This window comes from Embleya australiensis (genome assembly GCF_051903075.1).
Taxonomy (GTDB): domain Bacteria; phylum Actinomycetota; class Actinomycetes; order Streptomycetales; family Streptomycetaceae; genus Embleya.
Map to the genome: position 1 here is coordinate 2940932 of NZ_CP182422.1, position 14738 is coordinate 2955669.

9 protein-coding genes are annotated in these 14738 nt (G+C 71.2%); 4 read left to right on the forward strand and 5 right to left on the reverse strand.

Annotated elements, in window-relative coordinates:
• Positions 1 to 17: 17 nt before the first annotated feature.
• The 5 genes from ACMXN5_RS12390 to ACMXN5_RS12410 form a co-directional block, all read right to left on the reverse strand.
• A complete protein-coding gene (locus ACMXN5_RS12390) occupies positions 18 to 812 on the reverse strand; it encodes a hypothetical protein (protein WP_439675305.1) in 795 nt (264 codons plus the stop codon).
• Entirely contained in the window at positions 809 to 1996 is a 1188-nt protein-coding gene (locus tag ACMXN5_RS12395) for a hypothetical protein (RefSeq protein ID WP_439675306.1), read from the reverse strand. Before ACMXN5_RS12395 ends, ACMXN5_RS12390 begins: the two co-directional genes overlap by 4 nt.
• Positions 1997 to 2019: 23 nt before the next feature.
• Positions 2020 to 3756, reverse strand: coding sequence for a WxL protein peptidoglycan domain-containing protein (locus ACMXN5_RS12400; protein ID WP_439675307.1), 1737 nt, complete (start codon positions 3754 to 3756; stop codon positions 2020 to 2022).
• Between the two features lie 281 nt (positions 3757 to 4037).
• Positions 4038 to 5636: a hypothetical protein gene (locus ACMXN5_RS12405; RefSeq protein WP_439675308.1), complete on the reverse strand. Its 1599-nt coding sequence runs from the start codon at positions 5634 to 5636 to the stop codon at positions 4038 to 4040.
• Positions 5637 to 5973: 337 nt separating this feature from the next.
• Positions 5974 to 6822 carry a hypothetical protein gene (locus tag ACMXN5_RS12410; protein ID WP_439675309.1) on the reverse strand — a complete coding sequence of 283 codons (849 nt, stop codon included), beginning with the start codon at positions 6820 to 6822 and terminating at the stop codon, positions 5974 to 5976.
• Positions 6823 to 7556: 734 nt separating this feature from the next.
• On the opposite strand from ACMXN5_RS12410, the gene ACMXN5_RS12415 reads away from it, so the two are divergent.
• The 4 genes from ACMXN5_RS12415 to ACMXN5_RS12430 all read left to right on the forward strand — a co-directional run bounded on the left by ACMXN5_RS12415 (position 7557) and on the right by ACMXN5_RS12430 (position 14719).
• Entirely contained in the window at positions 7557 to 8825 is a 1269-nt protein-coding gene (locus tag ACMXN5_RS12415) for a hypothetical protein (RefSeq protein WP_439675310.1), read from the forward strand.
• Positions 8826 to 9131: 306 nt separating this feature from the next.
• On the forward strand, positions 9132 to 10454 hold the full coding sequence (locus ACMXN5_RS12420) for a WxL domain-containing protein (protein ID WP_439675311.1): 1323 nt from the start codon (positions 9132 to 9134) through the stop codon (positions 10452 to 10454).
• A 435-nt stretch (positions 10455 to 10889) separates the two neighbouring features.
• Positions 10890 to 13250, forward strand: a complete 2361-nt coding sequence (locus ACMXN5_RS12425; RefSeq protein ID WP_439675312.1) for a hypothetical protein — start codon at positions 10890 to 10892, stop codon at positions 13248 to 13250.
• Positions 13251 to 13591: 341 nt separating this feature from the next.
• A complete protein-coding gene (locus ACMXN5_RS12430) occupies positions 13592 to 14719 on the forward strand; it encodes a hypothetical protein (protein ID WP_439675313.1) in 1128 nt (375 codons plus the stop codon).
• Positions 14720 to 14738: the final 19 nt, after the last annotated feature.

A 14738-nucleotide genomic window follows, 5' to 3' on the forward strand; every position in this document is an offset into this window, starting at 1 on the left:
CCACCCCGTCGTTTCGGTCAGCTGAGCGTGAGCGTCAAAGTCGCCGAATAGCTCTCGGCCGACGTGTTGCGGTCGGGCAGACGCAGGGTCAGATCCGCGCCGACATCGAATTCACCCCCTGTGACACCCGGTGAGGACGAGGTGGAGCAGAGGGTCGCGGTACGGCTCGACTGGGTCCGGTTTCCGGGCTTCGCCGAGCTGGGATACGGGCCGCGCCCCGGGTGTGGCGTGCAGTACGGCTCCCAGACGAGGTTGTGCGCCTCGATCCGGGAACCGTCCTCCGCGCGGAAGTCGGACATCGCGCCGGTGAGGGTCCACCCGTTGCGCGAACCGCGGAAGTCCTGGACGAGCATCGGGTTCAGCGCGCCCTTGGCGGTGCCGGTGCTGCGGTCCACGACGAGCCGGCTCTGCCCGGCGTTCGGGGTGCTGACCGCCAGCGGGCCCGGGTTGACGTTGCCGTCCACCCGGTCGGGGGTACGGGGTTGCTCGATCCTGGTGTCCCAGTCGAGGTCTCCTGTACCGGTGCCGCCGGTCGCGCCGCCTCCGCCGCCGCTCGTGCCGTTACCGGCGGGGCCGGAGCCGGACGGGTCCGTCCCGGTCGAACCGGTGCTCGGCGGGACGGAGTTCGTGTCCGTGCCGGCGGTCGGCACGGGGCGGAACGTACCGCCGCCGCCCGGTCCGGCCTGGTCGCTGACATCGGTACGCGACGCCCCGAACTCGCCGCCGGGGCCGTAGTGGAACACCAGCACGGTGCCCGCCACGACCGTGATCGCGACGAGGGCGCCGACGCCCTTGCCGGGTCGCGGGGTCATCGATCCCCTCCCCCGGACTCGCCGGCACGGGGGTGATCGTCGCCGCCGGGCTCGGAATCCGCGTACAGCGGACCGCCGATCGCCATCGTCTCGACCATCGAGCGCATCGGGCGCTTGCTCAGGTCGACCGGCTCGACGTCGGTCCCGGCCGGGCGTCGGTTCGCCGTACGGGAATCCGACGCGCCGTCATCCGCCGCGTCCCCGTCCGACGTGCGGTTCTTGTCGGCCCTGGTCGCGCGCAACGAGGATTCGGGCAGGCCCACTTCGCGCTCGCGCTCACCGGTGCGCCGGGCCCGCTGCTCGCCGACCAGTTCGACGACGCGCACGAACAGCCGCCAGGCCGCCACCGGGACCACGATCACCAGGAGCGCGCCGAAGATGTACACGCCCCAGGGGCGGCCGACCTCCAGGGCCTGTTCGTCCACGATCTGGTTGTCGTAGGTCACCCGCCAGCTGAACGTGCCGTGTTGGCGGGGGTTCAGCTCCACCGGGAGCGAGATGGTGGTGCGCTGTCCGGGCGCGATGGTGACGTGCGACTCGTAGTTCTCCCAGGTCGGGGCGTACACGCCTTCGTAGAAGCCGATTCGGAAGGTCGGGTTGATGATCGCGGTCTGGCCCATGTTGCCGACCTCGATCCGGAACCGGCGCTGCACCGGTGAGCCGAACCAGGTGAAGATCGAGTCCTCGCCGACCATGGCGCTGTCGATGAAGACCAGCCGGCCGGGCGTCTTGACCGTCACCGGCAGCGGGGCGTAGGGCGCGCCGTCGATCTCCAGCGGCACGCTCGCGTCCTTCGGCGGGCCGTTCATGATCACCGCGATCCGGACCACGCACGGACAGGGGGACGGCGGGACGGCGGCGGTCAGCGTGATCGAGATGTTGCCGCCGGGGTCGGCCGTTCCGCTCGCGGCACTGGCGGCGGCGCAGTTGACGGTGCCGCGCAGGCCGTTCTCGCCGCAGATGCTTGCCTGGACCAGGGATCCGGGGGTCCAGTCGCCACCGACGACCGACACCTTGTCCCCGGCCGCGACCTTGCCCGGGTCGATCGACGCGCTCGGTCCCGCTCCCGGCGGCGGGGGGTCGGCGGCACGCGCGGGCGCCGTGCCGCCCAGGGCTACGCAGCCCATGAGCAACACGGCGATCAGCGCGAGCGCGGCCCCGCGGGGGCGGACGACTCGAACCACGTGACGGACCCGGTTGGCCAGGATCAACGGCCGACCCCCGCGGAGTCGGCGGAGCCCTCGGCGACCGACGCGTCCGCGCGGTCCCCGACGGGTACGGACGCGGCGGCGGTCGCGGAGCCGGACGCGGCCGGCTGCTTCGCGGGCTCGGCCCCGGTCTCGGGGGCCGCCTCGGAGCCGGCAGGTTCCGCGCCGGCCGCGACCTCGGTCTCCCGGGCCGCTGTTGTGCCGCCGTCGGGTTCGGCCTCGTTGTCCGCCTCCTGGGCGGGCTGCTTCGCGACGGGGGTCGCCGCCTCGGCCGCGATCGGCGCGTCATCGGAGGAATCGGCCGCAGCCGCCTCGCCATCGGCCGGTGTGCCCTCGGCCGCCTTCGCGTCCACCGCCGGGTCCGAACCCGCTTCGGCCGACTCCGACTCGACCGACGCCGATTCGGCCGCAACGGCCTTGCTCTCGTCGCCCGACCCGTCCTCGTCCCGCTTGTCCGCAGCAGCAGCCACAGCACCGTCCGCCTGCGCGGCCTCGACCGCACTCGCCCCGGTCGCGCCCGCGACGGCCTCGTTCGCTGCCCCTTCGCCCGCAGCACCCTCCGCCGCGTCCGAAGCCCCCGCCTTCGCGAGTTCGACCGGCTCCGACGCCCCGGCCACACCCGGTGCGGCGGACGCCATGGGCGCGGCCGGAATCGGCGGCAGCACCGTCGTATCGTCGTTCGGGCCCGCCGGCCCGTTCGGCTCAGCCGGGTCCCCGCCCTTGCCCTTGCGTCCGTTGCGCCACAGGCCCCAGCCGAGACCGGCGAGGATCAGGATCGCGGCCAGCGTGAGCAGGCTCGGCCACGGCGCGGCGGTGTACGAGGTGCTCGCCGAGTCGTCGAGCTTCTGGTCCGGAGCCACCGCGCCGACCTTGACCGTGACGTGGTCCAGGCGCGGCGCGTCCTTCCACTCGACGACCTTCTCCACCGTCGAGCCGGGCAGGATCTCGATGCCCTCCTCGGTCTTGCCCATCAGCTTGCGGCCGAACAGCCCCTCGACCTTCAGGTCGAATTTGGGCCGCAGGATCACATTGCCCCGGTTGACGATCCGGTAGGTGATCGTCGCCTTGCTCGACCCGAAGAACTCGTGGAAGCCGGAGTCGCGCTTGACCTCGACCTTTTGCACGTCCATCGCGGGCAGCGCGTCGCCCTGTACGCGCAGGTACACCCGGGCGCCGATCTGGCGCTGGATGTTGACCTTGATCTGCCCCTGCTGCTGGGTGCCCTCGATCGCGGTGTTCAGTGCGACCACGGCGCCGGGGTGGTCACCGGGCGTGGCGTTCGGCGGGATGACGATGTTGAACGGGACCTGGCGCTTCTCCCCCGGTTGCAGGGTCAGCGTCTGGTTCTCCGGCGCCACCTGGATCCAGGTGCCGACGTCCTTCTGCTTGTCGGTGACCGTGCGCAGCGCGAAGCCGCCGTCGCGCGCGGTGTTGTACGCGTCCGCGCCGAACAGCTTCAGCGTCAGCGGCGCCTGGCTCGTGTTGTGCAGGGTCACCACGTCGGGGACGGTGGTGCCGGCGGCGCCTTCGAGGAAGAAGTAGCGACGGGCGTTTTGGCTGGTGCCGTCCGGCACGTACGGGTCGACCGACCACTCGCCGTTGCCCGCCGCCGACGCGGGCGCCGAGGCGACCAGTGTCAGGGACGCGAACAGCGTGGCCAGCACCGCGAACAGGGTGGCCAGGGTTCGGGTACGTCCGCCTTGTCGGCGGATCGGTGGGGCCGGGGTGCCCGTCATCGGTGTCTCCAGCTGGTCTGTGTGCCGCGGATCGAATGGGCCGGCTTCGGGAGCGGATCCGAAGGGCCCGCGCTGTGTGCCTGGGTGTCGCGTGCGCGGATCGTCCGAGTGCGGTGTGGGCGGGACGGGCCGGCTGCCCGCCCCACCCTCCGCTCTGCGTCGATCCGCAGCGGCCCGCCGCCGGCGGCCCGTGGGTCACGGATGGTGTCCGTACCCCAAGGGCCCCCGGTTTCCGGGCCGTTCTGGGTCTCCCGCCGATGGTGTCCGGCGGGAGATGTCGGTCAGGAGATGGAGAGGGTGAGCGTCGCGCTGTAGTTGCCGGGCGCCTGGTAGGCCGGAACCGCCAGGCTCAGACCCGCGTCGGCCGCGAAGGTGCCGCCGGTGACCGCCGCGTTGGGTGCGGAGGCCAGGGTGGCGCCGGTCGTGCCGATCGGACCCGCGCTGCCGGCCACGGCCTGGCTGGGCGAGCCCTCGCCCGGGGTGATCTTCGGTGTCCAGGAGAACTTGTCCGCCGCGATGGTGCCGCCGGAGCCGTTGGTGAAGTCGGTGACCGCGCCGGTCAGCGTCCAACCCGTGGCGCCGCCGCGGTAGTCCTTGACCGTCACCGTGTTCAGCGCGCCGGTCATGTTCTGCTGGGTGCCGTTGAGGGTCACGTCGGAAAGTTTGATCCCGCCGTTCTCCTGGGAGATCGTCAGGCCGCCGCCGGCGATCGAGCCGGTGAGGTCCTGCTTCAGCGTGCCGGCCGGGGGGTTGCCCCCGTCGACCGTGAACGGCGCGCCGGCGGACAGCGTGCCGGCGGTGTCCTCCGACCCCGCGATCAGCGTGGTGTCGGCCTTGGTGACCGTGACCTCGGCGGTGAACTTCCCGTCCGCGCCCGCCGTCGCCGTCACCATGCCGGGCACGTCCGGCTGGTGGGCGGCGTTGGTCGGGACCACGTACACGGCGGCGTTGGGCGTGTAGCCCTCGCCGTTGACGGTGACCTTGGTGCCGACCGGCCCGTGGGTCGGGTTCAGGGTGAGCTTGCGCGGGTTGCTCGGGACGTCCGCCTTGACCGTGACGTTCGAGGTCTTGGACTTGTCGCCCACGGTGACCTTGAGCTGGTACGAGCCGTCCGCGACCGTCGCGCCGATGGTCGCGGTACCGGCCAGCGCTCCGTCCGTGACGGTGAGCGCGCCGGTGACCTTGGCCGGGTCACAGGCGTTGCCGCCGGCGTCGCACAGGGCGACCGTGGGCGTACCCGCGGGCCAGTTCGCGCCGGCGACGGTGAGGGAGTCGCCGGGCTTGACCTGTCCCGGGGTGGTGGTCAGGGTCGGGTCGAGCGGGGCGTCGGCGACTTTGTACGAGGCGACGACGCCGTTGTTCCCGGTCACCGCGCAGGTGGCGGTGGTGATCTTGTTCGCGCTGCCGGGCAGGTAGACGTCCACCGCGAAGGTCTTGAGCGTCAGATCGATCCGGGTCCCCGGCGCCGCCTGCGGAATGGCCAGGTCGGCGGTGAACTCGGGCGGGTCGATGCCCTTCGTGGGACTGATGTCGGCGGTGAACTGCGGTGCGGTCAGGGTTACTTCGCCACCGGTGCTCAGGGTGAAGGTGTACTGGCCGACGAAGCCGATGCCGTTGAACGGGGTGTCCGTCCGCAACGGGTTCTCGCCCGCGTCGATCTTGGCCTGCACCGTCCCCGGTGCCGAGCCGGTGTCCGGCGTGAGCGTGACGTCGAACGTCTGCTTGCCGGACTTGTTCCAGTGCAGGATCGGCTCGGTGCAGGTCAGGTCCGGGTTGACCGACGCGGCCGACGCCGCCGGCGCACCCGCGACCAGTCCCGCGGTACCCGCGATCATCGCGACGCCGAACGACGCGGTGACCTTCCTGCTGGGTTTGAACATGTGGTGCTGCTCCCTTCTGGGGGTTGCCACCGCCACCGGGGGCGGGGCGGTCGAACACCACACCGGAGCGGGTGCCGAGGAGCACTGCACTGCCACGAGCCCGGCGCTCCGGTGCCGTACCTGGGCGGTCGCCTCGCTCGAGATCGGTGGCACACGGCCGAGGCGGCCGTCCCGCTGTCCGTCGATTCCCCTGCGGGACACGGACCCCACACAGTGAACTGAAACGTGTTACAGATTCAGGCGAGCCATTCACCCGCGATCGCCTCGCGGAGTCAATAGCGTCGGCAAGCGCCGCGGTCGGCCTCCCGAGCCGGGAGGCCGACCGTCCGCGTCCGGGTCAGGCGTTGCGCGAGGAGCGCACCCGACGGGTCGCGAGCAGCACGCCGCCGATGCCGAGCAGACCGACGGTCCCGCCGAGCAGACCCATCGAGAGCGCGTCGTCCATCGGACCGGTCTTGGCCAGCGAGTCGTTGCCGGCGGTGGTGCCCGAGGTGCTGGTTCCCGTGGAGCTGGTGGAACTCGACGAGGACGAGCCGGAGCTGGTGGAGCCGGAACTGGTCGAACCGGAGCTGGTCGAACCCGAACTGGTGCTGCCCCCGGTGGTGCTCGCGGCCGGAAGGGTGACCGAGAAGGCGGGCTGGGGGCTGGCATCGGTGACCGCGCACGGGACGTTCAGCGTCAGCTTCGGATCGGCGACGTCGATCTTCAGCGCGAAGGTCTTCGGCAGCAGGTCCACCTTGCCGGCGGCCTTCGTGGGCAACGCGACGTTGGCCGCGAACGAGGGCACGTCGATCCCGGCGTTGGCCTTGAGCGGCAGGTCCAACGTCGCGCCCACGGCGGTGAGCACGGCGGATCCGCCGTCGTACTTGGCGGTGAAGGTCACCGTCGGGGTGATCTTGACCGTGGTGCCGAGCGGCGAGGAAGCCGGGCTGACCCCCGGGTCGATGTTCAGTTTGATCTGGGCGCCGGCGGTGCCCTCTGCCGGACCGGTGACGGTGAACGCCTGCGGGCCGGTGACCGAGTCCTTGCCGCCCATGGCGGCCTTGACCGTCGGGTCGCTGAAGTCGCACTTGAGCGTCGTGTTCGATGTCCCGGCGCCGGCCTGCGGCGCGAGAGTCATCATGGCGCCCGCCATGACGGCGAGCGCCGCCAAGCCACCCGCTGTTCGCTTAATGGGCCTGCCCATACGGTGGTTCTCCCTTCGGGGGATCTCTTGCTCGTCGAGAAGTCCTGATCGAAACGGCCGGAGCGACACGCGATCGGCAGGGCCGTTTCGGCGGGTCGGCCTGCACCGGCCCGGCACGCGCCCCGACTCATCGGGTACACGCGGTCGCCACACCCGACTTCCCCCTTTCGAGGCGCGGACCGGGCGGGAAAACCGGACCGCGCAAGCACCGGTGGGGACACGCCTTGCGTTCCCTGAGCGGGGCTTTCTCGGCGCATCCGGGAGACATCGAGACTGTTCCAGTACTTGATGTCACGTCAGATCTTCGGGTGACGGTACGACAAGTGGCATGAGCGGACAACAGCGAAAAGCAGAAAATCTGCATCCGTCGGACACGGTTCCATATCGCGCGACCTGCGAAATCACTCTGTCGACAAGACGGTTGACATGACCTCACATATTCGACACGTGTCGCGTACACACGCCTTGCCAAACCCTTACGAACCCGCCGACTTCCCGCCCTGCGCCGGGCCGACCCCGACCCCGCCCTCGGCGCCTCGGTCCGCCGCCGCCCAGGGCCGTGAGCCGGCACGTCCCGAACGCGACACAGCCCGCCCGGATCCCTTGACACCACGTCAGGCATGCCGAATCAATGGGCATTTGGCCCATATATGGAACACGTTTCAAGCCGGCCCGGGCATCGACGACCACGTTCGATCGAGCCCGGGGTCGGCCCGGAAAGGAGCGTCCCGCACATGGTTCCACCCCGCAGGAGGCTGCTCGCGATACCGGCGGCGGTCGTCCTCGTCGCCGGCGCGGCGGGTCTCACGGCGGTCGCACCCGCGGCACAGGCGGCACCCGTGGAGCACGAGGTGAGCTGCCGACCACCACTCGCCGGCGGACCCGTCTTCACCTGGAAGCCGAAGGTCGAGCTCTCCGTGTCGCCGCCGAAGCAGGGCACCTACAAGGTGGGCGAGGAGGTCACCGTCACCTGGCACTGGGCCGCGCCGCCGCGCAACCCGTGGGCGTGGGCCGGGGTCCTCCCCGACGTCGAGACCCCCAAGGCCACCGTCAGGCTCTCCAACGCCCAGGTCGGCGACATCGAACTCACCGGCCCCGCCCGACACCCGGGCGTCGGCGCCGCGCAACCCCTGCCGGTCGCGGACCTGACCGGGAAGTTCACCCTCGCGACCGAGGGCCGGATCGACCTGGCCCCCGGGGCGTACGTACTCCAGCAGTTCCTGATCCAGGACTCGCCCTGCACCCCCGTACACCCCGACCGACTGCCCGTCTCGACGAGCATCCAGGTCGGCACGCCCCCGACCTCGGGCCCCGGCACCGGCGGTCCGGGCGGCGCCGGCGGATCCGGCAACCCGTCCGCCGGCGGATCGGCCGGCTCCGGCGGCACCCCGTCCGCCCCGCTCCCGAGCGGCGTGCCCACCGGCCCCACCGCCGGGGCGATCGGCGACCCGACCCTCGGCGGCACCGGCGCCACGCCGGGCGCGGGCATCCCGGGCGCGGGCACCACGCCCCCGCCCGGAGTGCCCCCGCTCCCGCCCGCCGGACAGGTACCGCAGACCCCCGCCGACGCCGTCGCCGGGCCGCTGTTCATGCGGCAGAACTCGGCGGGTGTGACCATGCCGGAGTTCCGACCCGGCGACACGACACAGGAGTTGGAGGGTCGGCTCAACCCGGTCACCATCCAGGACCGGCGCGGCAGCACCCTCGGCTGGACGCTGACCGCGCAGAGCAGCGACTTCATCGGCCAGGGCGGTGAGGTCGTACCGGCCCGACGACTCACCTGGATCCCGGCCTGCACCACCGTCGAGGGCCCGCCCGCCGCCGTCGGCACCGGCGTGCCCGGCACGGTCGGCGGCGACGCCGAGGTGCTGTGTCGGCAGAACCCGAGCACCGGCGCCGTCACGGGCGGCGCGTTCGAGGCCAACGCCCTGCTGAGCCTGTCCCTTCCGGGCGGAACCCGCTCCGAGGCCTACACGGGAAATCTGACGCTCAGTCTGAGCTGAGTCACCCTCGGACACCGGGACGCCCTCCTCGCTCGAACGAGGAGGGCGTCCTTCCGGTTTTCCGGCCGTATCCCTTGACTTTGCACACCGGGTGGAGCGGAATGATCAAGCATCATTTCTGCAACACGTTCCACCGACCGGCGGGGCCGCACTTCGCGACGGCACCCGTCCGGACGCGCATGCGCCGTCGAGGCCGCGCGGGCGTGTGCGTCCCGCCCCCCGCGCCCGGTCCTGCGACGTGGTGTTTCGGCTGCCCCGCCCACCCCGGCGCCGGCAGAGCGGTATCCGAGAAAAGGAACGCACCCTATGTTCAAGGCAAACAGGCAACTCGCCGCCTCGCTCGGCGTGGTGACGATCGCCGGCACCGTCGGCATGGTGGCCCTCGCGCCCGGCGCGAACGCCGCCGACGTGACCTACACCTCGCACTGCGTCAACCAGATCGTGCCGAACCTGGTGATCCCGGACGGCGACCTCAAGATCGACCTGTCGGTGGCGCCCGCCAAGGCACGCTACGACGTCGGCGAGGAGGTCACCGTCACCTGGACCTGGAAGTCGTACCCGAAGGCGCCGCCGGAGATCCCCGTGGTCGGCAAGGTGGACAAGGACTCCACCCTGCCCAAGGGCAGCGTCACCCTGGGCGGCGCGGCGACCGGAGCGGTCGCGGTCGAGGGGCAGCGGATCAACCCGGAGACCCTGCCGGGCCAGGAGCTGGTGCTCACCAACATGACCGGCAAGGTCAAGCTGACCCAGGCCGGCGACGTGACGCTGACCCCGGGCCTGTACTCGACCTTCACCAAGGCGTTCGGCCTGGACGCCGAGACCAAGTGCAACCCGGTGAACACGGTCGCCCCCTCGGCCACGCTCAAGGTCGGCGCGGCCGACAAGCCGGTACTGAACGCGCCCTCGACCGCGGTCGAGCCGGGTAGCGAAGTGGCCCTGACCGGAAGCAAGTTCGCCCCCGGCGCGGTGACCGCGACGCTGGACGGCGCGGCTGCCGGGATCGCGTCCTCCACCCTCACGGTGGACGCGTCCGGCAACCTGACCGGCAACGTCAAGCTCGCCGACAACGTCGCCAACGGCGCGCACACCCTCGCGGTGGCCGACTCCGAGGGCAACAGCGGCCAGGCGCAGCTGCTGGTCCGCAAGAAGGTCGACCCGACCCAGCCGGGCGACCTGACCCAGAAGCTGGACGGCACGATCACCGCCGGCTCCCTGGCGATCACCCAGCAGGCGGGCGGCATCCGCATGTCCGACGTCTCGGTGAGCGCCCAGGACCAGACCATGACCGGCAAGCTCAACACGGTCACCGTGTCCGACCTGCGCGGCGGCAACGCCGGGTGGACGCTGACCGGTTCGGTCACCGACTTCGAGAACGCGGCCGGCGAGAGCATTCCCGCCGACCACTTCTCCTGGAAGCCGAAGGCCGCCAAGGCCGACGAGAAGTCCAAGGGCACCCCGGTCGCGGGCAGCGCGGGCACCATCGGCTCGGGCGCGACCCTGGCCTCGGTCCCGCAGGGCTCGACCAACACCGGCGGCACCTTCTCCGCCGACGCCGACATCGACCTGAAGGTTCCGGCCTACCAGGGCGCCGGCGACTACAGCGCGACGCTGACCCTGTCGATTTCCTGATCACGGTCACGGTTGGCCGGCACGGCTGATCAGCACGGGGCGCCCACCGCAATCCCTCACTGCGCGGTGGGCGTCCCGTCGCCCATTTCCCGTACGCGCCAACGCTTTTCGCCCATCGGGCCCGCGTGTACGACACCGGCCGACGGCGCACACAAATCGTTGCCGTCGGAACGCGTTCCGCTGTTGACTTCGCAAACGCCCACGGGCTCAATGGGAGGCGCCGTTTTCTGGAACAGGTTTCATCGCAGGGAAAGACCGGGTGACAGCGGCGGGGTCGGGTGTCACCCCGCCGACGTCGAAAATCGGCGCACGGCACCGAATCGACCGTCCCGCGCCGCGCGGGTCACCGACGGCGACGGACCGGTCCCGGTGTGGTGTTCGACTGCTCGCTCCCCCGGCGGGCCAGGCAGGCATCCCGAGGAGGGACAGCACCACATGCTCAGACCAAGAACCAGGGAAAGCACTGGGTCCGGATCCCGCAACAAGCGCGTCGCCGGCGTACTGGGCACCGCCCTCGTGGCCGGCGCCCTGGGCGTTGGCGCGGGGGCGCAGTCCGCGAACGCGGCTCCGGTGACGTACAACGTGCACTGTGTACCGCCGAGCATCGGTGGCGGTCCGTTCGACTTCGACGCCCAGGTCGACCTCGCGGTCGCCCCGGTCAAGGCGAAGTACAACGTCGGCGACGAGGTCACCGTCACCTGGACGTGGAAGGACGCGGCCAAGAACCCGTCCTCGGTGACCGTGAACGCCGACGCGGTCAAGCCGCGCGGCAAGGTCCTCGTCTCCGGCGCGCAGGGCGGCGAGATCGCCATGGAGGGTCCGCAGAAGAACGCGCAGACCCCCGGCGGCGAGAAGTTGTGGCTGTCGAACATGACGGGCACGCTCAAGATCACCAAGCCGGGCGAGCTGAAGCTCTCCCCCGGCGGCTACACCAGTACCGCGAACATGTTCGGCAGCTGGGACACGCCGTGCACGCCCAACGGCACGCCGGGCGTGGGCGCGACGCTCGCGGTGGACGGCGCGGTCAAGGCGCCGACCGTGACGTTCGGCTGGAACGTGGTCCGGCCGGGCGCGGGCATCGATGTGACCGGGGAGAACTGGCCCGTCGGTCCGGTCGGTGTCGAGTTGTGCGACCTGAACGGCAACGCCTGTGCGGCGGAAGGGGCGTCGGGCTCCACCCTCACCGTCGACGCCTCCGGAAAGTTGTCGGGCCAGGTCCGGGTCGCCGCCGGTCTGTCGGACGGCGTGCGACAGATGCGGATCGCCTCGGGCGCCACGTCGATCCTGGTACCGGTCTCGGTCGCCAAGGACGCGATGCGGCACTCCGAGCCGGTCAAGTACACCGTGCGCTACACCCCGGCGTGGGGCAACGGCCCGGCGTTCGACTGGTCACCGGAGGTCGCACTCTCGGTGAGCCCGGCCAAGACGTGGTACGAGATCGGCGACGAGGTCACCGTCGGCTGGAAGTGGATCGGCTATCCGCGCAACCCGTCGAGCTGGGTCGTCGCGCTGAAGGACACGGTGACGCCCAGCGGCACCGTGAAGCTCTCCGGCGCGCAGACCGGCGACGTACAGGTCACCGGCGACAAGGGCAACCCGGCCACCCCGGGCGGCGACGTGCTCAAGGTCAACGACATGAAGGGCACCTTCAAGGTCACCAAGGCGGGTCGGATCGACCTGACGCCCGGCGGATACGGCCTCAAGGTGATCACCATCGCGTCGAGCGGCGCGCCCGTCGGCACGCCGGCCGTCTCGCAGTCGATCATGGTGGGCGCGCCGGCCCAGCCGAGCCTGGTGGTCGCGCAGACCCTGCTCAAGCCGGGTGACCCGGTGAACCTGTCCGGGGAGAACTGGCCGACCGGCCAGGGCAATCCGCAGGTGCAGCTGTGCCAGGAGGACGGTTCGGGTTGCGTCGGTTCCGCGTTCACCGCGGGCACCGGTTCGGTGGCCAAGGGTGGTGCGCTCACCGCCCAGGCGACGCTCGGTACGCAGGTGCCGCCGGGGAATTACCTGGTGAAGGTCACCGTCGGGATCGCCTCGGTGTCCCAACCGGTCACGGTGACCTCGGCGGTCGTCCTGCCACGGGCGATCACCGCGACCCCGGATCGTGGCCCCTCGGGCACGAAGGCGCACGTGACGGGGCACAACTTCACCCCCGGCGCGGCCGTCGTGCTGGAGACCCTGGACACGAACCTGGGTCTCACCGGTGACAGCACCGAGGTCGCCGCGGGTCCCGACGGGACGTTCGCCGTCGATCTGACGGTGACCAAACCCGGGACGACCCAGATCCGGGCGGCGGAGAAGAACGACCGCAACAAGATGGCACTCGCCCCGTTCACCGTCGAGGGCGGCGGTCCCGGCGAGGAACCGGGCACGTTGTCGATGACCCAGGCCGGAACCGGCGTCCTGCTCGCGGACGTGCCGTTCGCGAACCGGGACCAGACCATGACGGGCTCGCTGAACGCGGTCACCGTCACCGATGCCCGCAAGGGCACGCTCGGCTGGCAACTCACCGGCTCCGTCTCGGACTTCAAGGCGGACGGCGGCTACTCGCTGCCCGCCTCGGCGTTGTCCTGGACACCCCGGTGTGCGGCCGAGCCGAACTCGGCGAGCCAGGTCGTGACCGGCTCGGCGGGTACGGTCAACGGCGGGCTGCTGTGCAGCTCGGCGGCGTCCACGGATCCGGCGCACAAGACCGGTGGCGTGTTCAGCGCGAACGCGGGCCTGTCGCTCGCCGTCCCGGCGTACCAGGCGGCCGGGACGTACACGGGAACCCTGACGCTGACCGTCTCCTGACGGCACGTCGGCCCCACGCGGGGCGCTCTCGCACCTTCGGTGCGGGGGCGCCCCGTTCGCGTATCCGGACCGGGGGCACCTCGCGACCGGGGAAAGTGGAACTTGTTCCACCGCTTCCGGACGACACGTGTCAGTGCAGGTCAGGGCTCTGCCGAAGACCTCCCGCAGAGCCGGCGGGGGCTTTCGTGCCTCTTGACTTCGACAGGCGAAAGCGCATCAATGTGACCCGCCCCACTTCTGGAACACGTTCCACTTAGCCACGCGCGTATCCGCCCCCATGCCGCCGACGCGACGCCAACGCCCGCCGCCGGCAAGGAACGCAGGACAGGGAGCCGCACCTCATGAAGCAGCGCACCAAGCGCCTGACCGCCGGACTCGGCGTCGGCACACTGGCGATCACCGGATTCCTCGCCGCCGCCCCCGCCGCCTTCGCCGGCACCGCGACGCCGACCGTCACGTGCTCGCTGCCGCTCGGCCAGGGCGACAAGACCGGACCGATGTCGGTGACCGTGGACGGTCCGACCACCGCCAAGCCCGGCGAGACGGTCGACCTGAAGATCACCCTCGGCCCGAGCCCGGCGACCAGCCCCGCCGCGCTCAGCGGCATCAAGATGACGCCGTCGATCGACTTCGCCCTGTCCGGCGGCGCGACCGGCTCGGTCACCCTCGCCGGCGCCGAGACCACGATCGACATCCCGGCGAACACGCCGATCCAGAGCCCGCCGTTCTCGGTCCGGCTCCAGATCCCGGCCACCGCGACCGGCACCGTCGACTTGACGCCGACCAAGACCACCACCGCCACGGTGACGCCGTACGGCAACTTCACCACGCCGTGCGCGGTCACCGGCGGCTCCGGCGTGGTGCAGAGCATCGCCGTGCAGAGCACGCCCGAGACGGCCACCCTGAGCGCGTCCCCGGGCACCGTGGAGGCCGGCAAGGAGACCACGCTCGCCGGTACCAACTGGACCAAGGGCGGCACCCCCACGCCGTCCCTGTGCGCCGCGGACGGCACCGCGTGCAACCCGGCGGGCATCTCCGCCAACAGCCTGCGGATCGGCGCCGACGGCGTGCTCTCCGGCACCGTGACGGTCGCCCCCGGCACCGCGGACGGCACGTACAGCGTCCAGGTCACCGACGGCGGTCGCACCGCCTCCACGCCGCTGACCGTGAAGAAGGTCGAGGTCCCGGTCCCGCAGCGCAAGGTGACGCTGAGCAAGAGCACGGTGCGGCCGTGGACGTTCGTGAAGGTGTCCGGGGAGAACTTCACCCCGAACACGCTGATCGCGCTGGCCGGCGTGGAGGGCGCGAACCCGACCTTCAACTTCGGCCTGGCCTGGACCGACCGCAACGGCAGGTTCAGCTCGTGGATCCTGGTGACCAGCAAGAAGACCACCGGCATCACGGCGGTCGAGATCGACACGAGCTTCAAGTTCGACAAGCTCGGCATGGCGGGCATCACGGTGAAGTAGCCGACACGGCAAACGCGTT

Excerpts from the sequence above, each read along its gene's own strand:
- ACMXN5_RS12390 (WP_439675305.1), bottom strand. The coding sequence starts at position 812 with ATGACCCCGCGACCCGGCAAGGGCGTCGGCGCCCTCGTCGCGATCACG.
- ACMXN5_RS12400 (WP_439675307.1), bottom strand. The coding sequence starts at position 3,756 with ATGACGGGCACCCCGGCCCCACCGATCCGCCGACAAGGCGGACGTACC.
- ACMXN5_RS12405 (WP_439675308.1), bottom strand. The coding sequence starts at position 5,636 with ATGTTCAAACCCAGCAGGAAGGTCACCGCGTCGTTCGGCGTCGCGATG.
- ACMXN5_RS12410 (WP_439675309.1), bottom strand. The coding sequence starts at position 6,822 with ATGGGCAGGCCCATTAAGCGAACAGCGGGTGGCTTGGCGGCGCTCGCC.
- ACMXN5_RS12415 (WP_439675310.1), top strand. The coding sequence starts at position 7,557 with ATGGTTCCACCCCGCAGGAGGCTGCTCGCGATACCGGCGGCGGTCGTC.
- ACMXN5_RS12420 (WP_439675311.1), top strand. The coding sequence starts at position 9,132 with ATGTTCAAGGCAAACAGGCAACTCGCCGCCTCGCTCGGCGTGGTGACG.
- ACMXN5_RS12425 (WP_439675312.1), top strand. The coding sequence starts at position 10,890 with ATGCTCAGACCAAGAACCAGGGAAAGCACTGGGTCCGGATCCCGCAAC.
- ACMXN5_RS12430 (WP_439675313.1), top strand. The coding sequence starts at position 13,592 with ATGAAGCAGCGCACCAAGCGCCTGACCGCCGGACTCGGCGTCGGCACA.